This is a genomic window from Flavobacterium sp. GNP010, from assembly GCF_056428945.1.
On sequence record NZ_JBWJVK010000014.1, the window covers coordinates 1 to 17,811 of the forward strand.

General features: G+C 34.3%; 16 protein-coding genes. 4 read left to right on the forward strand and 12 right to left on the reverse strand.

Translation table 11 applies throughout. The annotated features are described in order from the left end of the window. Nucleotides 1-103: 103 nt before the first annotated feature. The 3 genes from accD to tamL form a co-directional block, all read right to left on the reverse strand. Nucleotides 104-958: an acetyl-CoA carboxylase, carboxyltransferase subunit beta gene (accD, locus tag AC061C_RS07635; protein WP_417946220.1), complete on the reverse strand. Its 855-nt coding sequence runs from the start codon at nucleotides 956-958 to the stop codon at nucleotides 104-106. 86 nt (nucleotides 959-1,044) lie between these two features. Next, complete coding sequence (fbaA, locus tag AC061C_RS07640) at nucleotides 1,045-2,112, reverse strand: class II fructose-bisphosphate aldolase (RefSeq protein WP_417984594.1); 1,068 nt, start codon at nucleotides 2,110-2,112, stop codon at nucleotides 1,045-1,047. 62 nt (nucleotides 2,113-2,174) lie between these two features. After that, nucleotides 2,175-4,742, reverse strand: coding sequence for a translocation and assembly module lipoprotein TamL (tamL, locus tag AC061C_RS07645; protein WP_478290675.1), 2,568 nt, complete (start codon nucleotides 4,740-4,742; stop codon nucleotides 2,175-2,177). 37 nt (nucleotides 4,743-4,779) lie between these two features. On the opposite strand from tamL, the gene AC061C_RS07650 reads away from it, so the two are divergent. Further along, nucleotides 4,780-5,505 (forward strand): RNA methyltransferase, encoded by a 726-nt coding sequence (locus tag AC061C_RS07650; RefSeq protein ID WP_478290676.1) that lies wholly within the window; start codon nucleotides 4,780-4,782, stop codon nucleotides 5,503-5,505. Between the two features lie 51 nt (nucleotides 5,506-5,556). Here the strand turns inward: AC061C_RS07650 and porT are convergent, their stop codons facing one another. From porT to AC061C_RS07670, 4 genes are all read right to left on the reverse strand, one after another. Next, nucleotides 5,557-6,270, reverse strand: coding sequence for a type IX secretion/gliding motility protein PorT/SprT (porT, locus tag AC061C_RS07655; RefSeq protein WP_478290677.1), 714 nt, complete (start codon nucleotides 6,268-6,270; stop codon nucleotides 5,557-5,559). Between the two features lie 22 nt (nucleotides 6,271-6,292). After that, entirely contained in the window at nucleotides 6,293-7,024 is a 732-nt protein-coding gene (ubiE, locus tag AC061C_RS07660) for a bifunctional demethylmenaquinone methyltransferase/2-methoxy-6-polyprenyl-1,4-benzoquinol methylase UbiE (RefSeq protein ID WP_478290678.1), read from the reverse strand. 574 nt (nucleotides 7,025-7,598) lie between these two features. Continuing rightward, nucleotides 7,599-8,081: a dihydrofolate reductase gene (locus AC061C_RS07665; RefSeq protein WP_478290679.1), complete on the reverse strand. Its 483-nt coding sequence runs from the start codon at nucleotides 8,079-8,081 to the stop codon at nucleotides 7,599-7,601. A 14-nt stretch (nucleotides 8,082-8,095) separates the two neighbouring features. Then, nucleotides 8,096-8,428, reverse strand: coding sequence for a 2TM domain-containing protein (locus AC061C_RS07670; protein WP_309754870.1), 333 nt, complete (start codon nucleotides 8,426-8,428; stop codon nucleotides 8,096-8,098). 236 nt (nucleotides 8,429-8,664) lie between these two features. Between AC061C_RS07670 and AC061C_RS07675 the strand changes: the two genes are divergently transcribed. Further along, a complete protein-coding gene (locus tag AC061C_RS07675) occupies nucleotides 8,665-8,961 on the forward strand; it encodes an isoamylase early set domain-containing protein (protein ID WP_478290680.1) in 297 nt (98 codons plus the stop codon). 24 nt (nucleotides 8,962-8,985) lie between these two features. Here the strand turns inward: AC061C_RS07675 and AC061C_RS07680 are convergent, their stop codons facing one another. The 5 genes from AC061C_RS07680 to AC061C_RS07700 all read right to left on the reverse strand — a co-directional run bounded on the left by AC061C_RS07680 (nucleotide 8,986) and on the right by AC061C_RS07700 (nucleotide 13,837). Continuing rightward, nucleotides 8,986-9,810: a thymidylate synthase gene (locus AC061C_RS07680; RefSeq protein WP_478290681.1), complete on the reverse strand. Its 825-nt coding sequence runs from the start codon at nucleotides 9,808-9,810 to the stop codon at nucleotides 8,986-8,988. A 30-nt stretch (nucleotides 9,811-9,840) separates the two neighbouring features. Next, nucleotides 9,841-11,124: a metal-dependent hydrolase family protein gene (locus AC061C_RS07685; RefSeq protein WP_478290682.1), complete on the reverse strand. Its 1,284-nt coding sequence runs from the start codon at nucleotides 11,122-11,124 to the stop codon at nucleotides 9,841-9,843. A gap of 120 nt (nucleotides 11,125-11,244) precedes the next feature. Then, nucleotides 11,245-11,868, reverse strand: a complete 624-nt coding sequence (locus tag AC061C_RS07690; protein ID WP_309755927.1) for a bifunctional nuclease domain-containing protein — start codon at nucleotides 11,866-11,868, stop codon at nucleotides 11,245-11,247. 155 nt (nucleotides 11,869-12,023) lie between these two features. After that, nucleotides 12,024-12,989 carry an electron transfer flavoprotein subunit alpha/FixB family protein gene (locus tag AC061C_RS07695; protein ID WP_478290683.1) on the reverse strand — a complete coding sequence of 322 codons (966 nt, stop codon included), beginning with the start codon at nucleotides 12,987-12,989 and terminating at the stop codon, nucleotides 12,024-12,026. A 101-nt stretch (nucleotides 12,990-13,090) separates the two neighbouring features. Next, nucleotides 13,091-13,837, reverse strand: coding sequence for an electron transfer flavoprotein subunit beta/FixA family protein (locus AC061C_RS07700; protein WP_417968955.1), 747 nt, complete (start codon nucleotides 13,835-13,837; stop codon nucleotides 13,091-13,093). Nucleotides 13,838-14,127: 290 nt separating this feature from the next. Between AC061C_RS07700 and AC061C_RS07705 the strand changes: the two genes are divergently transcribed. Both AC061C_RS07705 and AC061C_RS07710 read left to right on the forward strand, forming a co-directional pair. Beyond that, nucleotides 14,128-15,108, forward strand: coding sequence for a pyruvate dehydrogenase complex E1 component subunit beta (locus AC061C_RS07705; RefSeq protein WP_417946200.1), 981 nt, complete (start codon nucleotides 14,128-14,130; stop codon nucleotides 15,106-15,108). Nucleotides 15,109-15,244: 136 nt separating this feature from the next. Then, nucleotides 15,245-17,731, forward strand: a complete 2,487-nt coding sequence (locus AC061C_RS07710; RefSeq protein ID WP_478290684.1) for a DUF5686 and carboxypeptidase-like regulatory domain-containing protein — start codon at nucleotides 15,245-15,247, stop codon at nucleotides 17,729-17,731. Nucleotides 17,732-17,811: the final 80 nt, after the last annotated feature.

The following is a 17,811-nucleotide window of genomic DNA, read 5'->3' on the forward strand; positions in this document are numbered from 1 at the left end:
TATGGGGGATTTCGATACAACTTTTAAAAAAGAGTATTCCTTAAAATAAAAAATTCCTGTTTGCATTAGCAAACAGGAATTTTTATTTTGTGAAGATCAGCATTTATCTAATGGTATTGTTTTGAATTAAATCAATATACAAGTTGATCTTATCTTTTAGTTCCTTTCGCGGAGTAATAAAGTCTAAGAAACCATGCTCAAGTAAGAACTCAGCAGTCTGGAAACCTTCAGGTAAATCTTTACCGGTTGTGTCTCGTACTACTCGCGGGCCAGCAAATCCAATTAACGCCCCTGGTTCGGCAATGTTAATATCGCCTAGCATCGCGTAAGAGGCAGTTGTACCTCCAGTTGTAGGATCTGTACATAATGAAATGTAAGGAAGTTTTGCTTCGGCAAGTTGTGCTAACTTAACAGATGTTTTGGCTAATTGCATTAATGAATAAGCAGCTTCCATCATTCTGGCGCCACCTGATTTTGAAATCATCACAAAAGGCAAGTTGTTTTTAATTGCGTGATCAATTCCTCGTGCGATTTTTTCTCCAACTACAGCTCCCATAGAACCACCGATAAAAGCAAAATCCATACAGCAAATCACCAATTCTTTCCCTTTTGATTTTCCAACACCGGTGCGGACAGCATCTTTAAGTTTGGTTTTTTCCATCACATCTTTCAATCGATCTGCATATTTTTTTGTGTCCACAAAATGCAAAGGATCTTTAGAGGTCATGTTTTTATCAAGTTCAACAAATTCATTGTTGTCAAATAAAATTTGAAAATATTCTGTACTTCCAATTCGAACATGAAAACCATCTTCGGGACTTACAAATAAGTTACGCGCTAGTTCATCAGCATCGATAATTTTTCCAGTTGGAGATTTGTACCAAAGTCCTTTTGGAATGTCCATTTTGTCTTCGGTAGCAGTAGTAATCCCTTTTTCTTTTCTCTTAAACCAAGCCATATCCCTAATTATTATAAATTATAAATTTTGAATTATAAATTATTCCATAGTAGAATTTAAATTTATAACTCAAAATTTAAAATAGTTTAAAGTGTATTTACGTTATTTAAATCTGCAAATGCTTGCTCCAATCTTGTATTGAAAGTGATTTCACTTTCACGCAACCATTTTCTTGGATCGTAATGTTTTTTATTAGGAACATCGGCACCTTCTGGGTTTCCAATTTGAGTTTTTAAGTACTCAATATTTTTTACCATATAATCACGAATACCTTCTGTAAATGCAAATTGCAAGTCGGTATCAATATTCATTTTTATAACTCCGTAGCTAATGCCTTCTCTAATTTCTTCAAGTGTTGAACCAGATCCACCATGGAAAACGAAATCTACTGGATTGTGACCAGTATTGAATTTATTTTGAACAAAATCTTGAGAGTTTTTCAAAATTTTCGGTGTCAATTTTACATTTCCTGGTTTGTATACTCCGTGTACGTTTCCAAAAGCGGCTGCAATTGTAAAACGAGGGCTTATTTTAGAAAGTTCTTCGTATGCGTATGCAACTTCTTCAGGTTGTGTGTATAATTTTGAACTATCAACATCAGAGTTGTCTACACCATCTTCTTCACCACCTGTAATCCCTAGTTCAATTTCAAGAGTCATTCCCATTTTGCTCATTCGCTCTAAATAGCCTTTGCAAATTTCGATGTTTTCTTCAATTGGCTCCTCAGATAAATCAATCATGTGTGATGAATATAACGGTTTTCCAGTTTTAGCAAAATGTGCTTCTGAAGCGTCTAATAATCCATCAATCCAAGGTAATAATTTTTTTGCACAGTGATCAGTATGTAAAATCACGGTTGCTCCGTAGGCTTCCGCCAAGGTATGAATATGCAATGCACCTGCTATTCCGCCTGCTATTGCTGCTTTTTCACCTGCATTAGAAAGTCCTTTTCCAGCGTTGAATTGTGCTCCACCATTCGAAAACTGAATGATAACTGGTGCGTTTAATTTTGCTGCAGTTTCAAGGACACAATTAACGGTGTTCGATCCGGTAACATTTACTGCTGGAAGTGCAAATCCTTTTTCTTTAGCATAATTAAAAATTTCTTGAACTTGATCTCCAGTTGCTACTCCAGGTTTTATATTGTGTGCCATTGTACTTTTTTTAGTTGTTTTTTATTAGTTTTTAGTTTTGCAAAAATAAGAATTAATTAGCATTAGAAAGGGTAATTTATTCCAAAATTTAAAACCGAGTTGGCAAAGTTGTAATCTCTAAACCATCTTTTGTTGATTTCATCAGCAGGATTGTAGGTTTTAAATCCAAAATCAAAACGTATTACAAAAAAGCTCAAGTCGTATCTAAGCCCAAATCCTGTTCCCAAGGCAATATCTTTTAAATCTTTGAATTGGGTGAAAGTAGATTTTTCATCTTCAACATTATCTAATACGTTCCATATGTTTCCTGCATCTGCAAAAAGAGCTCCTTTCAAACTGCCTAATATCTTAAATCGAAATTCTGCACTAATCGCAATTTTCATATTGGCTTCATTAAAATCATCTAAAGCACCACTGCTTCCTGGTCCTAAACCATAAGGTTGCCAAGCTCTGTTGTCATTGGATCCGCCCGAAAAATAACTTCTGGAGAACGGTACATAATCAGAGTTGCCAAAAGGGATTGCTATGCCAAAAAATGATCTAAAGGCTACTATTTTTTCTTTGGATAAATCCCAGTGTTTGATGTAATCAAATTCTGTTTTGATGTATTCAGAATATTCTAAATTGAAAATCTCATAATTTCCATTAGAGTTTTTCTTTTGATTGGTTGTGGATGCAACAGCTGTTAAAACAGTTCCTGCCGATTCTATTTTGGTCTTAAAAAGATAAAAATTGTTATCTGCTAAATCCTTTTTTGTCGTTTTTGAAAAAGTAAAACTGGTAGCCAAAATGAAGTCATTTTCTGTAAGTCGGAGTCTTCGTTCCTCAATACTTTTTACAGCTTGAAAATCTTCCGGCTCTAGTGGTTTCAAGAAATTGGCATTGCCAGTCAGCACATCGTTAGTAAACCCATCAGTTCCTTCTTCAATTAGTAAATCTTGGTCAATGCTATTGTTGTAATAAGATGAATTGGTATTGTATTCTTTACTAATTTCGTTCAACGCATTATAACTAGAACCGTATACATTAAAGTAATTCTGCGGGTTTAGGTTGCGCACAAACTGTGTGTTGAACAAATCAAATCGGGCAGTTGAGTTTCTAGTCGGGGTCCAATTGTAGGATAGTGCTCCCGTAAAATTTTCTTTATCCAAACCAATATTTTGCTGCTTTGCAAAACCCAACGTAATTAACGTTGACGGAATCATACTTTTTGGAATAATTTTTTCAGTACTGAACGGCATGAAAATCCTAGGAATGTTCAGTTTTAGATCTAACCCATACTCTGAAACATTAAAGAAATTATTTTTGGGATTTGCTAAATCTTTTGAGGAACCAATATTACCACGGGCTGCTAACTCGAGCGTTTCGGCACCATTAAACACGTTTCGAATAGTTTCAGATACACTAAAACCTACACCAAAATCCTGAATATTAGAGTGGGTCACATCTAAAGTGGTGCCGAAACTATATTTTTTTCGAGGGGTCAAATACACTTTTGCAATTAAGGATTGTGCAGTTGAGTCTCTTGGGTCAACTTCATATTGTATCGATGGGTAGTTGAAGATTTTGAGATTGTTTAAATAACGGGTGGTAAGTACCGTTTTATAATCTGCAAACAAACCGCCTTTGGTAATGAAGATCGCATTAGTAATGGCTTTTGGTTTGTATTTTAATTTATCCTGGCTGTATAAGTTAAAGTTTTTATAGGTAGTACTATCTGTGATTTTTTGGTTGTTGGTGTTTGAAGAATAATCCGTGTATATATTTACATCACTTATTTTGTAAATTTTAAAAGGTTCTGTTCTGCTCGAATCTTGCTGCTGGTAGGAGTAATTTGCAATTCTCAAATTGATATTGGCCTGATTCACTTTCTTAATGGTGTCTATGTCAAAGGTCACATAATTAGGCTGAAAATAATAAACACCGTTGTTTCGAAAATGAGTGTTAATACGATTTTTTTCATTGTCAAAATCTTCTGTTTTGTATTGATTCCCAGATTTTATGAAGGTATTAGATTTGTTGGTTTCGTATAAAGAATCTAACGCTGGGGTCAAAATAGTAGTTTTTAAGGAATCTAAAAAATAGGCACTTCCAGATGTAATAGCATATTTTATTCTTCCTTTTTTGACACTCAACGTGTCAATTTTATAGGAAGCATCCACATTAAAAAAGCCATTATTAAAATAATAATATTTGAGGCGCAAAAGGGATTTGTCGGCCCTGTCTTTATCAATAATAACAGGTGGTTCTCCAGTTTTTTTTAGGAAATCATGAATTCCGTGATACCAGAATGATTTGCCAAGTCTGTTTACTTGCTTTTCAGATAGCCATTTTGATTTTCTTCTAAATTTTTCAGGATTATTTGTAAATTTAGCTTGATACGTAGAGTCCGGATTTAGATTAGCAAGATTATACAGATTCAATCGCAAACGATAGCCCAATAAAGTGCTGTTTGGTTTTTGATACAGTTGATTAAAAACAGTTTCGTCCTTAATTTTTTTGTCATTTACGGCAATCTCGTTTTTAGTAAGCAGCAATTTCCCCTCTGGAACTCTTTTTACAGCGTTACAAGCGCAAATTAGTATTGCAATTAGAATAAATGCAGTTATTTTTGTAGAAGTTTTTTTCAAGTGTTCTAGAATATTTAATCCAAAAGTACATTATTTTATGGTTAGTAAAAACCAAATAAAGCTTATAACGAGTTTGCAGCAAAAAAAATATAGAATTACCAATAAATTATTTTTTGCCGAAGGCGTAAAAGGGATTCAGGAGTTATTATCTTCTAATTTTATACTAGAACATTTGTATACGACCCAGAATGATTTTGAAGAAGTGGCATTTTCTAAAAAAACAATTATTCAAGAAAGTGATTTAAAAAAAATAAGTGCATTAGCAACCCCAAATACCTGCTTGGGAGTTTTTAAGATGCCTCAAGAAGAATCAATTACAACAACTGGATTAATCCTTGCGCTCGATACTATTCGTGATCCAGGAAATTTAGGAACTATTTTGAGATTGTGTGATTGGTTTGGCGTGAAGCAAATTCTATGTTCTAAGGAGACTGTAGATATTTATAATCCAAAAGTAGTTCAAGCTACCATGGGTTCTATCGGCAGGGTCAATGTAAATTATATTGATCTAGAGCATTTTATTGCTGATTCGACATTGCCCGTTTTTGGTACTTTTATGGACGGCGATAATATTTACAAATCGGTTTTGCCCAAGGAGGGAGTACTAATTATGGGGAATGAGGCCAATGGAATATCAGTTGAATTAGAAAAATTGGTACAAAACCGACTGACGATTCCTCGTTTTGGAGCAGTTCAAAAAACGGAAAGTCTTAATGTCGCTACGGCAACTGCCATTGTATTGAGTGAGTTTTGTCGAAGCTAAAATTTATTTTAATGCCATTTAAAGTCTGAAAATAATACTTTTATAGGGACTTTAATGGAACGTGAAATTAATGAACACAGCACGAGTTTTCAAAGATTCTATATTGCTGGTCCAGGGACTATTTGGGTCTTTGTCCCTAATTAATTCATCATTCATACCAAAAACACCTCTGATTGATGGTGAAAATATGAAATATTCAGAGAAAAGATCAATTCCAAAACCCAATTCATAATTGGTTGTCCATGATTTTACTCGAAATCGTTGTTCTAGATTGTCGTCAATTAATTTGGAATTACTAGATAAATTCAGTGTTGCAGATACGCCTCCTAGTGCATACGGTCGAATATTTCCGGTACGCAAAGAGGAGAATTTCAACAATAAAGGAAAGTGTATGTTAGTGCTATTTACCTCTCTTAGCGCATCACTATTTTTTGTAAAAGCTGAATTGGGAGGATAATACAAATCTCTTTTTGTATAATATAAGCCAGGTTCAAATCGCAAATTAATGTATTCTTGAAGTTTTAAATCGCCTACGATTCCTACGTTAAATCCGGTGGTTTTTTTAATGAGAATATCGGGTCCTACTGTTTTGTAGTCAATTTTGAAATCATAGGAATTGAATCCGAGATAAAATCCGTAGTATACTCTCTTCTTTTGAAAATTTTCCAAATTAATAATAGGGTCTTTGCTAAAAATGTTTTTAGAATTTTGTGCGTATCCTTTTATTACAAAAGCAAAAAATAGTAAGACAATTAATTTTTTCATGTTTATGCTGAAATCTTCAATATTATTTTTTAGAAGCAGAGTAAATGGTAGCAACACCAAAAGTTTGTGGCAAGGCTACCACATCTATAAACCCAATTTTTCTTAAAATATTGTTTAAAGCTTCTCCATATGGAAACGCAGCAGCAGACTCTGATAAATAACCATAGGCAACAGTGTCTTTAGAAAAGATCTTACCAATTATAGGAAGTATGTTTTTACTGTAAAAATTGTAGCCTTGTTTGTAAGGTGTTTTGTCTGGGACAGAAGTTTCTAGGATTACAAATACGCCATTTGGTTTCAAAACTCTCAAGATTTCAGCCAAACCTTTTTCTAAAGTCTCAAAATTACGTACACCAAAAGCAACAGTAATTGCGTCAAAGTAGTTGTCCTCAAAAGGCATGTTTTCAGAATCGCCCAAAATCATTTCGATGGTGGTAGAAAGTTTTTTTGAAGCAATTTTTTTTACGCCTACCTCTAGCATGCCAGCAGAGATATCTAAACCAATAATTTTTTCTGCTTTTGTCTGCGCCATCAATATTGCCAAATCACCTGTTCCTGTTGCAATATCAAGAATTATCTTTGGATTTGATTTCGCAACCATATGCAATACTTTTTTACGCCATTTGATATCAATACCAAAAGAAATGACACGATTTAGATTGTCATAATTTCCAGAAATGGTGTCAAACATTTGTGCGACTTGTTCTTTTTTACCGAGGGCTGAATCTTTATAGGGCGTTATTTTTTCTGACATTATTTTAGTTTGTGCAAATATAATACAATCTTAATGAACTTAAAATGAGTTTCAAAAAATTGATACAAGTTTATCTTTTGTCAAAAAAAGATGAATGTGATATTAATTTTCATTTCAATTGAAATATCACTAAAAGTGGGTATTGCGTTAAAGGATTTAATTGTACAAATTTGTAATTCAGGAAAATAACCATATTAAATGATTAAAAGAGAATTGATCAACCAAATCAAGTGGATAATTCTAGCGTTTTTTATCTCATTTGTTCTTGTTAGCTGTTTTGAAAATACTGTTTTAAACGACAGTGTTGTTGTTAAAGCGCCAAACACGTTCTTAGGATTAAATTTGTTTTTGGAAATTTTAATTTTTTTCGTCTTTAGTACCTTCGTGGTATTTGGTATTAAAGGCTTTTTTGAGATGTATTCTCAGAAAACATCAAATGTAATAATCCTCGTTTCTGGAGTTTTACTACTATTTGTAAATTTTATTTTATGTTATCAAATACTCTTTCAAGAGTAGGTCATCTCTTAAATCAATGGTAAAAAAAAACATCCCGTAAAAAGGATGTTTTTTTGTTTTATTTTCTAAGGAAAGTTTGAAAGGTAAAATCATACATATGATGATCGTCTTTACTATTAAACACAGAATCAGAAAGTTCCCAAATTTTAAAATCGATATCTGGAAAGTAAGTATCTGCCTCAAAAGACTGGTGTACTCTAGTAATGTCTAGTTTATCAGCATAGGGAAGTCCTAAGGTATAAATTTCACCACCACCAATGATATACGTGTCTTGATCTTGTGGACAAACCGCTAGCGCTTGGTCTATACTATCCACTATTATACATCCTTCTGCTTTGTATTCTTTTTCTCTGGTGATGATAATGTGAGTTCTATTTGGTAATGGTTTTGGAAAACTTTCAAATGTCTTTCTTCCCATTATAATGTGGTGTCCAGAGGTAAGTGATTTGAACCTTTTGAAATCATTAGGTAAATGCCAAAGCAAATCATTGTTTTTTCCCAATGCATTATTTTCGGCAACGGCCGCAATCATTATTATCATTATAAATGTACTTTTTATTGTTGGTTATCGTTGTTAACCTGCGTTTGTAATTGATCTATTTTCTTTTGCTGTAATGCTACAAGTCGGTCTATTTGCTCTCTTTCCCAATTTTTGTTCATAAAACGATCTGTTATGAAAATTTTTATAAAATGTAGAATAAAAAGGAACAACCAGATTGTAATTATCCAAATAGACCAATGAGAATCTACAGCAATTTCGAAAAATTTATTAGCAATAAATAGCATTAAACTTCCTAAAACGAAAACAACAAAATGGAAATAGAGTCCTTTTTTTTGTTTTATTCTTCTTCGGGCATATTCGTACTGCTCGTGTAGTTCTTTTTCCATCAATTATAATTTTGTTTATAAAGGTAAAATATATTTTGGAAAGGCACTATTTTGCCAGTTGATAATTTGTAATGAAAACGTTTTCGGATTTCCGAATAGTAAATTTAGCTATTTTTAATTATTAAATCAGGTATAAATTAACATAGTTTACACCATTCTATTAAATTTTATAGTTGGTGTTGAAACTTCACTTTCTTTTATTTACTTTGCCATATAAATCTATAAATGAAATAGTTATGGCTATCAAAAAACAGTTTGTAAAAACAAAACCAGTATGTAAAGTTACTTTTTCAGTTGCAGCAAAAGAAGCAAATCACGCTTCGGTTGTAGGGGATTTTAATAACTGGAATAGTGCTGAAGGAGCTATGAATAAATTAAAAAATGGTACGTTCAAAGGGGTATTTGATGTAAATAGAAACGCTTCTTATGAATTTAAGTACGTTATTGATGGCACATTTGTCAATGAGCCTGACGCAGATTCTTTTCAATGGAATGCATTTGCAGGAAATGAAAACGGTGTTTTAGTCGTATAACTAAAACACCGTTTTTTTTATTCTTTAAACAGCTACAGTACCTTTTATGATAGGATGCGGTTCATAACCTTCGAGTGTGAAATCTTCGAAATTGAATTCGAAAATATCTTTTATATTTGGATTTAAAATCATTTTTGGTAATGGTTTTGGCTCACGGGACAATTGCAATTCGAGTTGTTCAAAATGATTGTTGTAAATATGGGCATCGCCAAAAGTGTGAATGAATTCCCCTGGTTCTAAGTCGCAAACCTGCGCAATCATCATCGTGAGTAGCGCGTAAGAAGCAATATTAAAAGGAACACCTAAAAAAATGTCAGCACTTCGCTGGTACAATTGACACGATAATTTACCGTCCGAAACATAAAACTGAAAGAAAGCATGACAAGGAGGCAAAGCGGCTTTATTGTTAGCTACATTATCGTCAAATGATTTTGTAGTGTCAGGAAGAACTGAGGGATTCCATGCCGAAACCAGCATTCTACGGCTGTTAGGATTGGTTTTTAACTCTTTAATCAGTTCTGAGATTTGGTCAATCTCTTCACCGTTCCAATTGCGCCATTGCTGGCCATAAACGGGTCCTAAATCGCCATTGGCATCAGCCCAAGCATCCCAAATTTTAACTCCATTTTCTTGTAAATACTTTATATTGGTATCTCCTTTTAGGAACCAAAGCAATTCGTATATAATCGATTTTAGGTGTAATTTTTTAGTAGTAACCATAGGAAAACCATCCTGCAAGTTAAAACGCATCTGATATCCGAATACGCTTTTTGTTCCAGTACCTGTGCGATCTCCTTTTTGACAACCGTTTTCCATAACGTGTTGTACTAAGTCTAAATATTGCTTCATTGTGCTACAGTTCTATAAATGGTAATCGATCTAGTTTTTATATATTTTTCCGTCTTTCATCACAAAAATAACTTTCTCAAGTGTTGAAATGGTAAGCAACGGATTTTCATTTACTGCTATGATGTCTGCCAAAAAGTTTTCTTTGATTTGACCTACTTCATTGCCAATGCCCAATAACATCGCATTAGTAATTGTTGCTGATTGAATTGCTGCTAACTGCGGCATTCCAGCATCTACCATATAGCCAAATTCTTTAGCATTTATGCCATGGGGATAAACGCCAGCATCTGTTCCAAAAGCGATTTTCACTCCTTTTTGGTATGCTTTTGCAAAAGTAGCTTTTAGTTGCGGACCTACTTCTCTAGCCTTGGGAACCACAATTTCGGGATAAAATCCATTAATCTCTGCATTTTTTTCTACTTCTTTACCGGCAGTAAGCGTAGGGACCAAATACGCATCGTATTTTTTCATCATTTCCATTGTCTCTTCACTCATAAAGGTACCGTGCTCAATGGTTTTTATGCCGCCAAGTATGGCTCGCTGCATTCCTTCATCACCGTGTGCGTGAGCGGCAGTTAACATGTTATAATCTTTGGCAGTTGTAGTAATGGCTTTGATTTCTTCTAAAGAAAATTGTGGATTTTTACCGCTTTTCGCTACGCTTAAAACGCCTCCAGTAGCAGTAATTTTGATGACATCGGCTCCTTCTTTGTACCGTTCTCGTACTGCTTTAACAGCATCTTCGGGAGAATTAATTACACCTTCGTGTGGGCCAGGATCTCCTACAAGTTTTCGGTTGCTTCCGTTCGTTGGGTCAGCATGTCCGCCTGTAGTGGCAATAGCTTTTCCAGCAGTAAAAATTCTCGGACCTTTTACAATTCCTTTGTTAATAGCATTTCTAATGGAGATATTAACACCTGTTCCGCCTAAATCGCGTACCGTAGTGAATCCGGCTAGAAGAGTGATTTCGGCACAACGAACTGCCTGAAAAGCTATGTCAGCCTCGTTTTCCAAATATTTTGACATATAGCTTTTTGTATTTTGTTCGCCTTCAATATGTACATGAAGATCGATTAAGCCTGGGAGTACATACTTGTTTTTAAGATCAATTTCAATGTCTTCGGGTTTGGTTTTTACAATAAAACCATCCTGAATTTTTATGATTTTGTTTTTAGAAACAACGATAGTTTGGTTGGATAACTCTTTACCAGTAAGGGTATTAAGAATTTTTCCACAGTGAAGGTAATAATCTTGGGAAAATGCAATTGTTGAAATGAATAGGGATGCGACAACACCTAAAATTTTTGTTTTCATAGAATAATTTTTATAACAGATGTGAATAAAAAATAGATAAAATAGCATTTTTACTTACATCTTAATTTTTTAATATTTAATCTCTATCAAAGAAAATTATAATGAAACGCAATACTAAAATTATCTTTTTGAAATTTCATCTCTAATTTTAGCAGCTTTCTCATAATCTTCATGTGACACGGCTTGGTCTAACAATTCATTCAATTCTTGCAAGCTGTGTTTAGAATAGGTAGATCCAGATTGATTGCTTTCTTCCTCACGACCAAAGGTTTCTGGATTAGACAATACGTCATCAATTTCTTGAGAGTCTTTGTTGGGTTCCAATGGATTTGCTTTGAGGTATATTCCTGCTTTGTCCAAAATGTTTTTATAGGTAAAAATTGGAGCATTGAAACGTAGCGCCAGAGCGATTGCATCCGAAGTTCTAGCATCGATAATTTCCTCAATTTTATCTCTCTCGCAAATTATACTGGAATAAAAAACGCCATCAACTAACTTGTGAATGATGACTTGTTTTACTACAATATCAAAACGCTCAGCAAAATTCTTGAAAAGGTCATGAGTTAAAGGACGCGGTGGTTTTATTTCTTTCTCTAATGCGATAGCAATGGATTGAGCTTCAAAAGCACCAATGACAATGGGTAATTTTCTGTCACCATCGACTTCGTTCAATATCAAAGCGTAAGCTCCGTTTTGTGTTTGACTGTATGAAATTCCTTTTATGGATAATTTAACTAAGCTCATAATTGTTGTAATGGAAAAGTACGGTGTACTTTTTTTTAATAAAATAAGGATGCAATTTTTTGATAATAGACCATAAAAAAAGCTGTCCAAAAGCAAAGGTACGAATAACTTTTATTTTTGGACAGCAATAATTGTATTGTGAATATTTTAGAATTCTAATTCTGAGCTTTGAATGCTTTGAATTTTTCTATCAATTGAGGTACTATTTCAAAGGCATCACCTACAATACCATAATCAGCTACTTTAAAGAAAGGCGCATCAGCATCACTATTGATAACTACTTTTACTTTTGAGGAGTTAATTCCTGCGATGTGTTGTATCGCTCCCGAAATTCCAATGGCAATATACAAGTTTGTAGCTACGGGTTTTCCAGTCTGCCCTACGTGTTCTCCGTGAGGTCTCCATCCTAAATCTGAAACTGGTTTTGAACAAGCTGTAGCAGCTCCAAGAACTGTAGCTAATTCTTCTACCATTCCCCAATTTTCAGGGCCTTTTAATCCACGACCTGCTGAAACAACAATATCAGCATCAGCAATTGAAACTTTTCCAGATGCTTTTTCTACTGATTCTACTTTGACGCCAAAATCTTTGTCACCAATAGTAGGATTAAAATCCTCTTCGGTAAGTGTCGAAGGAGTTTCGAAAATCCCGTATGAGTTTTTTGCAAGTCCAAGTACTTTAACTTCAGTCTCAATTTCTGTAATGTTGAATGCCTTGTTCGAGAACGCCGTTCTTTTTACTTGAAAAGGAGTTGTCGAGATTGGTAGTCCAACCACATTTGATGCATAGCCAGCTTCTAGAGCCACTGCTACTAGAGATGAAAGATAAATACTGTCTGTTGTGGAAGATAGCAAAACTAATTTTACGTTTTCTTTTTCAGCAGCTTGTTTGATGACATCAGCATAGGCTTTTGCAGTAAATCCAGATAGTTTATCATTGTTTACTTTTAATACTTTGTCTACACCGTATTTTGATAACTCCGAAACATCTCCGGCATTTACCGTTACAGCAGTAACCGTTGTGCCTAAAGTTTCAGCTACTTTTTTCGCATAAGAAGCTAGTTCAAATGCTACTTTTTTAAATTTTCCTTCTGCGTACTCCGCGTATATTAATATTGACATAATTTTTTATTTTAGTCTTAAAGTTTTAAAGTCTTAAGTCTTAAAGTGAAATTAATGTAAAATTCTATCCTTTTGACTTTTGACCTTCGACGTTATGACAGTTAGATTACTTTTGCTTCGTTGTGTAGTAAATTAATTAACTCATCTAAATTATCAGCTGAAATTAATTTTACGGCTGATTTAGCTGCTGGTTTTTCAAATTTCACTGCTTTGGTGTTAACATTTGCAGCTACTGGCTCCAATATCGTTAAGGCTTTTGTTCTTGCCGTCATGATTCCTCTCATATTTGGAATACGCAAGTCTTTTTCTTCAACCAATCCTTTTTGACCACCAATTATTAATGGTAAACTAGTTGCTACTGTTTCTTTTCCCCCATCGATTTCGCGAACTGCTGTTACGCTTGTTCCATCAACCGTTAGGTTTGTACATGAGTTTAGGAAATTGTATCCTAAAATTCCAGCGATCATTCCTGGAACCATTCCTCCGTTATAATCTAATGATTCTTTTCCGGCGATAACAACATCGTATCCTCCGTTTTTGATAACCTCTGCTAATTGTTTGGCAACAAAAAATCCGTCAGTAGGTGTTGCATTTACTCGGATCGCTTCGTTAGCACCAATGGCTAAAGCTTTTCTTAAAGTAGGCTCTGTGTCTGGTCCTCCAACATTTACAACTGTTACCGTTGCGCCTTGTTGTTCTTGAAACCAAATAGCACGTGTTAATCCAAATTCATCGTTTGGGTTAATTACATATTGAACACCGTTTGTGTCAAATTCAGAATCACCGTTAACAAAGTTAATTTTTGATGTAGTATCAGGAACGTGACTGATGCAAACTAATATTTTCATACCTATATTTTTTATTAATCTTAATTTCTTTTACAAATTTAAAATATTAATTTGAATAATATACTATGCGTGCATAATATTTTTTGTTAACTATTTCGTTTTCGTAGCCCGGATAGTAGCGACATCCTTCTTGTGGCTCCTTTAGCCACAGGAAGATACAGCGAAGAGCCGGAAATAGCTCCTTAAAATAGCGCTTGAAATCCTGAATTAATTTAGAGAAATTTATGCTTTTAAGTGATTTAAAATATTTATTTTTGCTGTTCGAAAATTAGACACATACAACATAAAATATGAGAACGATACAATTTAGAGAGGCTATTTGTGAAGCGATGAGCGAAGAAATGCGTCACGACGAGTCCATATACTTAATGGGTGAGGAAGTTGCAGAATATAATGGTGCTTACAAAGCATCTAAAGGAATGCTTGCAGAGTTTGGTGAGAAAAGAGTGATTGATACTCCTATTGCAGAGCTTGGTTTTACTGGTATTGCAGTGGGATCAGCCATGAACGGATGCAGACCAATTGTAGAGTACATGACCTTCAATTTCTGTTTAGTGGGGATTGACCAAATTATAAACAACGCTGCCAAAATGCGTCAGATGACTGGAGGACAGTTTAATGTGCCTATCGTTTTTCGTGGACCAACAGCTTCAGCAGGACAATTAGGAGCTACGCACTCACAAGCATTAGAAAACTGGTTTGCGAACACACCGGGTCTTAAAGTGGTAGTTCCATCTACAGTTTATGATGCAAAAGGATTGTTGAAAGCCGCTATTCGCGATAATGATCCTGTGATTTTCATGGAATCAGAGCAAATGTACGGTGACAAAGGAGAAGTGCCAGATGGTGAATATACAATTCCGCTTGGAGTTGCTGATATCAAACGTGAAGGTACCGATGTTACAATTGTATCTTTTGGAAAAATCATCAAAGAAGCGCACATTGCTGCTGACGAACTGGCTAAAGAAGGCATTTCATGTGAAATTGTCGATTTGAGAACGGTACGTCCTATGGATTATGAAACGATTTTAACTTCGGTTAGAAAAACAAATAGACTAGTAGTTCTTGAGGAAGCTTGGCCATTTGCAAGTGTTGCTTCGGAGATTACCTATATTGTGCAAGAGCGTGCTTTTGATTTTCTAGATGCACCTATCCAACGTATTACCACAGCAGATACTCCGGCACCGTATTCTCCTGTTTTGTTGAAAGAGTGGTTGCCAAATGCTGGTGATGTTGTAAAAGCAGTAAAAAAAGTGATGTATAAAAAATAGTCAGTTCCAAATGATTTGATATTTAATATGTTTTATAAAAATGCTCATTAAGTATTCAATATGGCACTAGCTTAAATTAACTATATTTGAAACTTCATCAATTTTTTAATTTGATGAAGTTTTTTTTTGAATGATTATGAAAAAAAATTTCTTGTTTTTTCTGTTTTTTGTAGTGATCTCGACTACAATTGCTTTTGCTCAAACCAAAGTGAGCGGTGTTGTGGTTGATAAACAAAATCAACCTATTCCTTTTGCGAATGTAGTTTTCAAGGGATCTAGTGAAGGAATAGTGACTAATGAAGATGGTATATTTTATTTAGAATCTGCTAAAACGTACGTTACGTTACTAATTTCCTCCGTAGGATTTTCTGAAAAAGAAATAACGTTAGACAAAGCAGTCAATTATGATTTCAAAATTCAGTTGAGTGAAGCCGAAAGTTTGAATGAAGTAGTTGTTTTTGCTGGTAAAACTTCTAAAAAAAACAATCCTGCATTAGATATTTTGCGCAAAATTTGGGAACGAAAGCGTAAAAACGGTCTGTTTATGTACAACCAATACCAAATGGAAAAGTACGAAAAGATAGAATTCGACATGAACTCTATTGACAGTGCTTTTATGAAAAACAGGGTGTTTAAAGGAATGGAATTCATTTTCAACCAAATGGATACTTCGAAAATTACAGGTAAAACGTATTTGCCTATTTTTATCAATGAATCATTAATTGATGTTTATGGAGATGCCAAATTAAATAAAGTAAAGGAGAAAATTAAAGCGAGTAAAACATCTGGATTTAATGGGAATCAACAAATTTTATCTTTTGTAAAAGATTTATATTCGGATTACAACATCTACAATAACTATTTGACTTTTTTTGACAAAAGTTTTACCAGTCCGCTTTCTAAAACAGGGATTGATGTTTATAATTATGTCTTGAAAGACAGCGCTTTCATTGACAAAAAATGGTGTTACAATATTGTTTTTTATCCAAGGCGTAAAAACGAATTGACTTTTAAAGGGGATTTTTGGGTGAATGACTCCACATTTGCCATCAAGAAAATAAATATGGCAGTTACTAAAAGTGCCAATATTAACTGGGTGAAAGATATTTATTTAGAGCAGGAATTTGAAGTTGTAAGTGATTCTGTTTTCCTTTTAACCAAGGATTATTTGATGTCTGATTTTGCTTTAAACAAAAAAGAAAGTTCCAAGGGAGTTTATGGAAAACGAACCAGTTTTTATAGAAATCATCAGTTCAATAAAGAGTTGCCAGTAGCATTCTACAAGGATGAGGTCAATTATATGGATGACGAAGTCTATAAAAAATCAGAGGAATACTGGAATGAGAATCGTTTTGAGAATTTAAGCAAAGATGAATTGGGCGTGTACAAAATGCTTGATACGTTGCAAACAGTAAACCGGTTTAAGCAATTATACAGTATGGTTTCTATTTTAGGAAGTGGGTATGTCGAGTTTAAAAATTTCGATTACGGACCTGTTTTTTCAAGTTTTGGATACAATGAAGTCGAAGGTATTCGTTTGCGTGTTGGTGGTAGAACGTATTTTGGGCCGAATGATCCATGGCGCGTACAAGCCTATACTGCTTATGGATTTGATGATGATAAGTTTAAATACGGACTCTCTGGAAAATGGATGGTCGATAAAAAAAATAGAGTCATTTTGTCTCTAGGGAATAGGCGAGACATTGAGCAAATAGGAGCTAGTTTAACAACTACAAACGATATTTTAGGCAGAAGTTTTGCCTCTTCAGCAGTGTTTTCGTCGGGTAGTAATGGAAAATTGACGAACATAAACTTAACTAATATGGCAATAGAAATGGAGCCTATTAAAAATTTAGTGTTGCAAGCGGGAATTTCCTACCGCACACTCGAATCTGCTTCGCCCACATTTAGTCTGGACTATTACACGGATATCTCAAATGGAATTACAAAAAGTGATGTTAAACAATCTGAAGCAAATTTTCAAATTGAATATTCTCCAAAGCGTAAAACAATCGGTTTTGGTGTAGAAAGAAGCAATGTAGACAGCCCTTATAGTCGTTTTTTTGTTAATTACAGTCACGGATTCAAAGGACTTTTAAACAGTGATTTTAAATACGATAAGCTGCAGTTGTATTACAAACAACCTATCATCATTGGGCCCTTAGGAAGAACAAATATTATTGTTGAAGTGGGTAAAACCTTCGGGAAAGTGCCGTTGGGATTGTTGAGTGTAATTCCAGGAAACCAAACCTATTTCACCATAGAAAATACGTTTAGCAACCTTAATTTCTATGAATTTGTCTCGGATCAATATGCTACTTTACAGTGGAATCACAATTTTAACGGTCGTATTTTTTCCAGAATTCCGTTTATGCGCAAACTCAATTGGAGAGAATTAATTTCGATAAAAGGTGTTTATGGAAGTATTTCAGATGAAAATAGAGCTATCAATGCATCTGGACTAGTTTACAATGCGCCAGAAAAAGGATATTGGGAATACAGTGCTGGTATTGGAAATATTTTCAAAATATTCCGAATTGATTTTGCTTGGCGAGCCAATTATCTCAACGTACCAGAAACCAATCGCTTTACTATAAAAGGATCGTTCGGATTTAATTTCTAGGAGCTATTCCAACTATTCGTTTCAATCTTTTCCTTTTTGAAAGAAAAAAAGGAAAAGGATTTACACTGCAAACGAAGTTC

Excerpts from the sequence above, each read along its gene's own strand:
- accD (WP_417946220.1), bottom strand. The coding sequence starts at position 958 with ATGGCTTGGTTTAAGAGAAAAGAAAAAGGGATTACTACTGCTACCGAA.
- fbaA (WP_417984594.1), bottom strand. The coding sequence starts at position 2,112 with ATGGCACACAATATAAAACCTGGAGTAGCAACTGGAGATCAAGTTCAA.
- AC061C_RS07650 (WP_478290676.1), top strand. The coding sequence starts at position 4,780 with ATGGTTAGTAAAAACCAAATAAAGCTTATAACGAGTTTGCAGCAAAAA.
- porT (WP_478290677.1), bottom strand. The coding sequence starts at position 6,270 with ATGAAAAAATTAATTGTCTTACTATTTTTTGCTTTTGTAATAAAAGGA.
- ubiE (WP_478290678.1), bottom strand. The coding sequence starts at position 7,024 with ATGTCAGAAAAAATAACGCCCTATAAAGATTCAGCCCTCGGTAAAAAA.
- AC061C_RS07665 (WP_478290679.1), bottom strand. The coding sequence starts at position 8,081 with ATGATAATAATGATTGCGGCCGTTGCCGAAAATAATGCATTGGGAAAA.
- AC061C_RS07670 (WP_309754870.1), bottom strand. The coding sequence starts at position 8,428 with ATGGAAAAAGAACTACACGAGCAGTACGAATATGCCCGAAGAAGAATA.
- AC061C_RS07675 (WP_478290680.1), top strand. The coding sequence starts at position 8,665 with ATGGCTATCAAAAAACAGTTTGTAAAAACAAAACCAGTATGTAAAGTT.
- AC061C_RS07680 (WP_478290681.1), bottom strand. The coding sequence starts at position 9,810 with ATGAAGCAATATTTAGACTTAGTACAACACGTTATGGAAAACGGTTGT.
- AC061C_RS07685 (WP_478290682.1), bottom strand. The coding sequence starts at position 11,124 with ATGAAAACAAAAATTTTAGGTGTTGTCGCATCCCTATTCATTTCAACA.
- AC061C_RS07690 (WP_309755927.1), bottom strand. The coding sequence starts at position 11,868 with ATGAGCTTAGTTAAATTATCCATAAAAGGAATTTCATACAGTCAAACA.
- AC061C_RS07695 (WP_478290683.1), bottom strand. The coding sequence starts at position 12,989 with ATGTCAATATTAATATACGCGGAGTACGCAGAAGGAAAATTTAAAAAA.
- AC061C_RS07700 (WP_417968955.1), bottom strand. The coding sequence starts at position 13,837 with ATGAAAATATTAGTTTGCATCAGTCACGTTCCTGATACTACATCAAAA.
- AC061C_RS07705 (WP_417946200.1), top strand. The coding sequence starts at position 14,128 with ATGAGAACGATACAATTTAGAGAGGCTATTTGTGAAGCGATGAGCGAA.
- AC061C_RS07710 (WP_478290684.1), top strand. The coding sequence starts at position 15,245 with ATGAAAAAAAATTTCTTGTTTTTTCTGTTTTTTGTAGTGATCTCGACT.